The 7,132-nt window shown below is 74.5% G+C and carries 7 protein-coding genes; 4 read left to right on the forward strand and 3 right to left on the reverse strand.

Going from position 1 to position 7,132, the window contains the following annotated elements; translation table 11 throughout:
* Window positions 1-37: 37 nt before the first annotated feature.
* Entirely contained in the window at window positions 38-817 is a 780-nt protein-coding gene (locus ACFW1A_RS36440; protein ID WP_380417178.1) for a VC0807 family protein, read from the reverse strand.
* Between the two features lie 17 nt (window positions 818-834).
* Window positions 835-1,428 carry a TetR/AcrR family transcriptional regulator gene (locus ACFW1A_RS36445; RefSeq protein ID WP_380417180.1) on the reverse strand — a complete coding sequence of 198 codons (594 nt, stop codon included), beginning with the start codon at window positions 1,426-1,428 and terminating at the stop codon, window positions 835-837.
* Window positions 1,429-1,905: 477 nt separating this feature from the next.
* On the opposite strand from ACFW1A_RS36445, the gene ACFW1A_RS36450 reads away from it, so the two are divergent.
* Window positions 1,906-4,563: an MXAN_6230/SCO0854 family RING domain-containing protein gene (locus ACFW1A_RS36450; RefSeq protein ID WP_380417182.1), complete on the forward strand. Its 2,658-nt coding sequence runs from the start codon at window positions 1,906-1,908 to the stop codon at window positions 4,561-4,563.
* Window positions 4,564-4,640: 77 nt separating this feature from the next.
* Here ACFW1A_RS36450 and ACFW1A_RS36455 read toward each other — a convergent pair whose 3' ends face one another.
* Window positions 4,641-5,327 carry a hypothetical protein gene (locus ACFW1A_RS36455; protein WP_380417184.1) on the reverse strand — a complete coding sequence of 229 codons (687 nt, stop codon included), beginning with the start codon at window positions 5,325-5,327 and terminating at the stop codon, window positions 4,641-4,643.
* A gap of 90 nt (window positions 5,328-5,417) precedes the next feature.
* On the opposite strand from ACFW1A_RS36455, the gene ACFW1A_RS36460 reads away from it, so the two are divergent.
* From ACFW1A_RS36460 to ACFW1A_RS36470, 3 genes are read left to right on the forward strand one after another with little or no spacing between them, the layout of a single operon-like run.
* On the forward strand, window positions 5,418-6,200 hold the full coding sequence (locus ACFW1A_RS36460; protein WP_380417186.1) for a phosphodiesterase: 783 nt from the start codon (window positions 5,418-5,420) through the stop codon (window positions 6,198-6,200).
* A 20-nt stretch (window positions 6,201-6,220) separates the two neighbouring features.
* On the forward strand, window positions 6,221-6,796 hold the full coding sequence (locus ACFW1A_RS36465; RefSeq protein WP_380417188.1) for a uridine kinase: 576 nt from the start codon (window positions 6,221-6,223) through the stop codon (window positions 6,794-6,796).
* 4 nt (window positions 6,797-6,800) lie between these two features.
* Window positions 6,801-7,115 (forward strand): hypothetical protein, encoded by a 315-nt coding sequence (locus ACFW1A_RS36470; protein WP_380417190.1) that lies wholly within the window; start codon window positions 6,801-6,803, stop codon window positions 7,113-7,115.
* Window positions 7,116-7,132: the final 17 nt, after the last annotated feature.

A 7,132-nucleotide genomic window follows, 5' to 3' on the forward strand; every position in this document is an offset into this window, starting at 1 on the left:
GGTCGTCGCCGACCCCCGCCCCGCACCTGACGTTCCGTCAGACCTTCAGCCCGTTGCGGGTCACGTACCAGTAGTGGCCGCCGATCAGTCCGCCCAGCACCACGATCCACTGCAGGCCGTTGACCAGCGGGACGGCGTTGACCGGCAGGGTCATCGCGAACACCACCCGGATCACCGTGTCGAGGGCGAACCCGGCACCCCAGAAGGCGGTCAGTACCCGCATGTGGTGCCGGAACCGCGCGTCGGTGTCCCACTGCGCGACGTACTCGACGGCCCCCGCCTCACCGATCTTGGTGCTGACGATGGTGCGCGCCATGCTGAGCATGAACGGGCGGCGGGTGGCCAGGCTGCCCAGCACCCACAGCCCGATGATGCCGAACACCCAGCTGTCCCGGACCAGCAGCAGCCGCGGGCTGCCGGTGACCATCGAGAGCACCGTGCCCACACCGATCAGCAGCAGCGAGAAGATCGGCATCGCCTCCACCCGGCGGTTGCGGACGAAGCCGTAGACCAGCCAGGGCACCGTCACCAGACCGCTCAGCGTCAGCGCCAGCCACTGGTTGAGCCCCAGACCGTGCAGCAGGTAGTAGCCGCCGATCGGCAGCGCCGCCTCGAAGACGATCGACTGGACCAGCATCCGCTTGGCCCGCGCGGCCTTCTGCTTCTCGGTCGGTCCGGCGTGCGGCGCGGCGCCCTCCCCGGTGCCCGCCTCCGCCGCCTCGACCCCGTCCGGCCCGAACGCGGCCGACCCGGGCGTGCCCACCGAACCCGCCACCGCCACCGCACCGTTCTGCTTCTCGTTCACGATCTCCCCCATCTCGCGCGCCTCGATCATCAGTTGGCGGGCCGAACGGCCCGGTCGAACAGCTCGGCCAGTTCGCGGGCCGCGGTCGCCAGGTCCAGCTCGGGATCCTTGACGGCCCGGGTCAGCACGGCGTCCACCGCGCCGCGGATCGCGGTGACCAGCACCCGGGCGTCGAACTCGCCGAACTCCCCGGCCGCCTGGGCCGCGCGGACCACCTGGACCTGGGCCTCCATCACCGCCCGCTGGCTCTGGGCGAACTGGCCCTGCGGATCGTCCCCCAGCACGTTCAGCACCTCCACCAGCGCCAGCAGGTGCTGCGGGTACACCGTCGCCAGCTCCACGTTGGCCACGATGAAGGCCCGCAGTCGGTCCCGGGCACCGGTGTGCGCCTCGATCCGCGGCACGATGTACTCCCCGGAGACCCGGAGCACCTCGCCGACCACCTCGTGCAGCAGGTCCTCCTTGCCCGCGAAGTGGTACGAGATCATCCCGGTGCTGCTCAGCCCGGCCTGCTTGGCGATCCGGGCGAACGACGCCTTGGCGTACCCCTCCACCGCGATCACCTCGATCGCCGCCTGCACGATCTGCGCCCGCCGGGCCGTCTCGGTCAGCGTCCGCGCCATCTCCAGCCCTCCCCCATCTGCTCGTCCGAGCAATCTCTTGCTTGCCTGAGCAAAACCATAGCGCGGTTTTGCTCAGGCAAGCAAGAAGGTTCGCCCCACCAGTCCTGGCCTGCCCGCGACGACCACTGCCACGGGCTGATAGGTTCACGCCGGTGCGGCGGCTCCCGAGGGCGCTTCCTTCTCTCTCAGCTGCAAACTGGATCGAGCGCGCTCACTCTCCGCCGCACCCCTCCGCTTCCGGGCGACGGCCCCGCGTGCCGGGCCGGCCGGCGCACCGCCCGCCACCGCGGCAAACCCCCGCGACACCCGTCACCGCCCCCTGGTAGGTTCACCAGCGTGCGGCGGCTCCCGGGGGCGCTTCCTTCTCACCACTTGATACCAGCGCCCTCGATCTCCACCGCACTTCGACGTCCACGTCCCGTCGGCCACCGGTCGGCGGGACGTCGCGTCATCCGGACCGCTCCAGGAGGACCAGCGATGACCCCGCCCGCCCGCAGCCTCACGGCCGTGCTGCTCGCGCGCCGCGCCGAGGTCTACCTGAACCTGAACCTGCCCCAGCCGCCGGCACCGGAGCCCGAGCCGGAGCCGGAGCCCGCGGAGTCGTCCGTGCTCGCCTTCCTGAGGGCCCGTCAGCGCCCGGCCGTCGGGCAGGAGGGTCCGGTCGGCGTCGCCCTGCTGGACGCCGACCTGGTCGACCGCGGCTACCTGCTCGCCGCTCCGCTGCGCCAGGCACTGGCCGAGCTCACGCCGAGCGACCTCGCCGCCGCCGGCAAGGCACTGCTTGCCGACGTGGACGCCGGGCTCGGCGCGAACCGGACCCACCGGCCGCTCTTCCAGAACTTCCCCGAGTGGACCCCGGACGACCCGGAGGCCTTCTACCTGCGCCGGGTGCTCTCGCTGCTCTTCCAGCACCCGGAGCAGCCCTGCGTGCTCTGCGGCACCACCGGCACCGTGCACGCGGTCGCGCCCTGCGCCCACCTGGTCTGCCACTCCTGCTTCGACGGCGCCGAGTTCGCCGGCTGCCCGATCTGCCACCGCCGGCTCGACCCGACCGACCCGTTCCTCAAGCCGGCCCACCTGCGCACCCACGCCGACCCGGCCCGGGACCTGCCGCAGCGGCTCCGCGTGCTCGCGTACGGCGGCGGTCCCGCCGAGCAGCTCGCCGCGGTACGGGCCGAGCTGGCCACCCTGCTGGCGCGCCCGACCGCGCTCCGGCCGCAGGACCTGGACGACCTCGCCGTCCTGCTGGACGCCACCGACCGCACCGACCTCGACTGGCTGCCCGCGGAGCTGCCCGGCCGCGAGACCAAGGCCGTGGTCCTCGCCCGACTGCTCACCGAGCCGGCCGACCCCGAGCGCGCCCGGGCCGCCGTCGAAGCACGCCTGACCACCGCGACCGACGTGCTGCGGCTGGCCTCGGTCCTGTCCGGCGGCGACGCCGGCCTGCTCAACCGGCCGCCGCGCTACCGCAGCCTGCCCCGCCCGGTCCGCCGCACCCTGCTGACCGCGCTGGACCGCCTGGCCCCGACCACCGTCGCCGAGGAGATGCGCCGCCACCGCTCGCGCTGGCTGCGGCTGGCCGAGCTGCTGCACGTCTTCGAGCACGCCGACCGGCACCCCCGCGCCGCCCTCGCCGTCGCCGCCCTGCGCGGCACCGACACCACCGCCGCCACCGGTGAGCTGCGCGCCGCCCTCCAGGACCGGGTGCTGCCCCCGTCCTGGGGCAGCCGCCTCGAAGCCGCCCTGCGCACCCGCGACCACGCGGGCGCGCTCGCGGTGCTGACCCAGCGGCCGGGCGAACTGCTGCGCCGTCTCGACCTGTTGCTGCGCCTGGCCGACACCGCCGAGCAGCGCGGCGCCGTGCTGTCCGCGGCCGCGGCCGCGGCCACCCGGGTGTCCGCCGGCGTGCTGCTCTCCACCCTCGGCGCGCTGCGCAGCCGGCTCTCCCCGCGGCCGCGGCCCAACCGGGTCTTCTTCCCCAAGGGCGGCAACGCCTCGGTGCACGTGGTCGCGGACGAGCGGCCCGGGATCCCGCGTGCCACGGTCGAGCAGGCCGTGCAGCTGCTCACCGACGAGGCACTGCGCCGTGCCGCTGCCGCACCGCCGGTCGAACGTGCTGTCATAGATGCCGAGTTGACCGGCATCGTGGCCCCGTTCGGCGAGCGCACCGCGTCCCGCGCGCTGGTCACGGTGCCGCGCGGCAGCGAACTCTCCGTCCCCGAGGGCCGCTCGGTGCGCCTCTTCCTGCACTGGACGGAGGACGCGGAGCACGGCCGGGTCGACCTCGACCTGTCGCTCGCCATGTTCGACGCCGACTGGCGCTACCTGGGCACCTGCGACTACACCGCGCTGAGGTTCGGCGGCGCCGCCGCCGTCCACTCCGGCGACCTGACCAGCGCGCCCCCGCCGGACGGTGCGACCGAGTTCGTCGACCTGGATCTGGAACTGCTCCTGCTGGCCGGTGCCCGGTACGTGGTCGCCGTCTGCTTCTCGTACAACAACGTCGCCTTCGACGACATGGCCGAGGCCTTCGCCGGCGTCATGGTCCGCTCCGAACCCGGCGCGGCCGGACCGGTCTTCGACCCGCGCGCCGTCGAGCAGCGCTTCGACCTGGTCGGGCGGGCCCGGGCCAGTGTGCCGCTGGTGCTGGACACCGCGGGTTGGACCATGCGCTGGCTCGACATCACCCAGGGCGTCACCGGCTCCGAGCACGCCGTGCAGCGCCACCAGAACAAGCTCGCCGTCCTCGGGCAGGAGCTCACCGTCCTGTTCGACTCCGGTGCCCGCGTCGGCCTGGCCGAGGTCGCCACCTGGCACGCGGCGGCGCGCGCCCGCACCGTCCTGCTGCGCCACGCCGACGGCACCGTGCACCGCTACACCCGCCGCCCCGACGAGGCCGTCCCCGCCTTCGCGGCCCGGATCGGCTCCAGGGACCACGAGGGCCCCGCCGACCCCGCCGCCGAGCCGGCCCAGCTCGCCCACCTGCTGCGCGGTGACCTCCCGCTCGCGCCGGGCGCCGAGGCCTACGCGCTCCACCCCGCCGGGCTCGACGCCGCCCGGGTCCGGCTGCTGACCGCCGCCGACGTGGTGACGGCCCTCGCCCCCGACGGTCCGTCGGCGCGCCCGGCAGGCTGACGGAGCGCAGGAGGCCCACTGACGGAGCGCACCGCCCGCGCTCCGGCAGCCCGCCGCTCCGTCAGCCCACCGCCGCGTCAGTCCGCCGCCGCGTCGCCGGTCTCCACTGGGTAGCCGGTCTTCGCGAGGTCCTGCGCCAGGTCGGCCAGCGCGACCTCCGGGTTCAACGCGGCGACCACGTGCTCGTCCAGCGGGCGCGAAGCGAACACGTGCCGCACGGCCGCCAGGTCGACCGCGACCTCGTAGTAGTCCTCCGCCCAGCGCTGGAACGCCTCGGCGGAGCGGTCCGTCAGCAGCGCGAACAGGTGCCCGGCCCCGTCCGGGTCGCCCGGGCCCTCCTCGGGGAAGTCGATCGTCCCGGTCCGCCACCGGTCGTCGCCGGCCTCCCGCCACAGGCAGGCGGTGACCACCGGCAAGCCGTCCTCGTCGGAGAAGGCCGGCTCCGCCACGCACGCGCGGAACGCCTCCGGCACCGTGTCGAGCACGCCGGGCCACGGCCCGGTCGCCACGTACGGACTCATCAGCGACTCGTGCGCGAAGCCACGGACGAAGGCGCCGGCTGCCGAGAACACGATCGAGTACTCGTCCCCGGACCCGTCCCGCATCGAGGCCAACTGCTCCCCCTCGGCCCAGTGGGCGTCGAACGAGTGGTAGCGGTACTCCCACTCGGGGCTCAGGACTGCCTCCAGTACGGCCATGGCACGGCAGTGCTCGCGGAGGACGGGGATCCCGGGCAGCCGGCGGGCAGTGTCAGAAACGGTCATCCAGCCATCGAACCACACGGTTCGGACACGCCATTCCGCCCTGGGCGTGATCCATTGCCGCGCTCCGCCCCGCCGTTGCAGCGTGGCCGCATGCCTCTCTCCATCGCCCACCTCAGCGACCCGCACCTCACCACCGGCCCGCTCGCCGCGGCTCCGGCCCAGGCCCTCTACCGGGCACTCGGCCGGGTCCTGACGCTCGATCCGCAGCCCGACTGCGTGGTGATCACCGGGGACCTCGTCGACCGCGGCCGGCCGGAGGAGTACCGAGCGCTGCACGAGGTGATCGCCCGGTTCCCGCTGCCGCTGCACCTGGTGCCGGGCAACCACGACGATCCGGCGGCGCTGCTGGCGGAGTTCGGCGGCACCCGGTTCGTCGGCGACACCGGCGCGGCGCACTACGCGGTGGACCACCCCGGGTTCACCCTCGTCGTGCTGGCGTCGACGGTTCCCGGCGCGTCGGGCGGGCGGCTGGGCGACGAGCAGCTGGCGTGGCTGGACGCCGTCCTGGCCCGCCGGCCGCAGACGCCCGCCCTGGTCTGCCTGCACCACCCGCCGATCCCGGTCGGGATCCCCTACCTGGACGGCATGGGCCTGGCCGACGGGGCCGAGCTGGCCGCGGTGCTCGCCCGGCACTCCAACGTCGCGCGCGTGCTGGCGGGCCACGTGCACCGCTCCGTCAGCGCCCCGTTCGCGGGCACGGTCCTGACCACCGCGCCCAGCACCCACCTGCAGAGCGGCCTCGCGCTCAACGGGGACGTGCCGCACTACGTCGCCGAGCCCACCGCCTTCCTACTCCACCAACTCGCCGCCCCGACCTGGGTCACCCACACCGTCACCGTCAGCCACGCCGCGGCGCCCGTGGCCCAGTTCTGACCCGCGACCAGGAGGTACCGGTGCAGGCCACCGCACTGCTGCTCACCCTCACCGGCGGTGCCGGGGCAGGCAAGACCACCCTCGCCGAGGTCCTCGCAGCCACCGCGCCGGCCGGCCCGGCGCACGTGCTCCACGGCGACGACTACTACTTCGCCGGCCCGGATCGGGGTGTCTGGGCGCCGGACGAGGCGGGCGTGCCCCGCCTGGACGTCGGGGACCCCCGCTCCGTCGACGCCGAGCGCCTCGCCGCCGACACCGGGGCCGCGCTCGCCGCCGGGCCCGTGGTGATCGTCGACGGGCTGTTCGCGCGCCGGGTCAACGCCCCGCGGCAGGCCCGGCACCGCCGCCTGGACGTCTTCGTGGACGTCCCGGCCGACCTGCGGCTGGCTCGCAAGATCGACCGGAAGTGCGTCCGGGGCGGTTTCCCGGTCGACGTGCTGCTGCACAACTACGTGCACCACCGCCGCGCCGCGCACGACCGGCACGTCGAGCCGCTCCGCGACGGCTGCGACCTGGTCCTCGACGGCACCCTCCCGCCGCAGGCCCTCGCCGAGCAGGTCTGGTCGGCAGTGGCCGCCCGGACCCGCCAGAATTGACGCCATGACAGCCGACGAGCAGTTCGACGCCCTCGCCACCGACCTCGCCCCACGCGGCGTCACCACCGGCACCATGTTCGGCAAGCGCGGCCTCAAGGCCGACGGCAAGGCCTTCGCCTGCCTCAAGGGCGAGCTGCTCGCGTTCAAGCTCGGCGCCGGCAGCGCGGCCCACGCCGAGGCGCTCGCGCTCCCCGGTGCCGAGCTCTTCGACCCGTCGGGCAAGCACCGCCCGTTCAAGGACTGGGTCGCCGTCCCGCTGGCCCACGCCGACAGCTGGCTCCACTACGCCGAGACCGCCCTCGACTCGCCGGCCGGCTGAGCTCCCCGGCACGGTCC

Origin of the sequence: Kitasatospora sp. NPDC058965, from assembly GCF_042741245.1 — a bacterium.
GTDB lineage: Bacteria > Actinomycetota > Actinomycetes > Streptomycetales > Streptomycetaceae > Kitasatospora.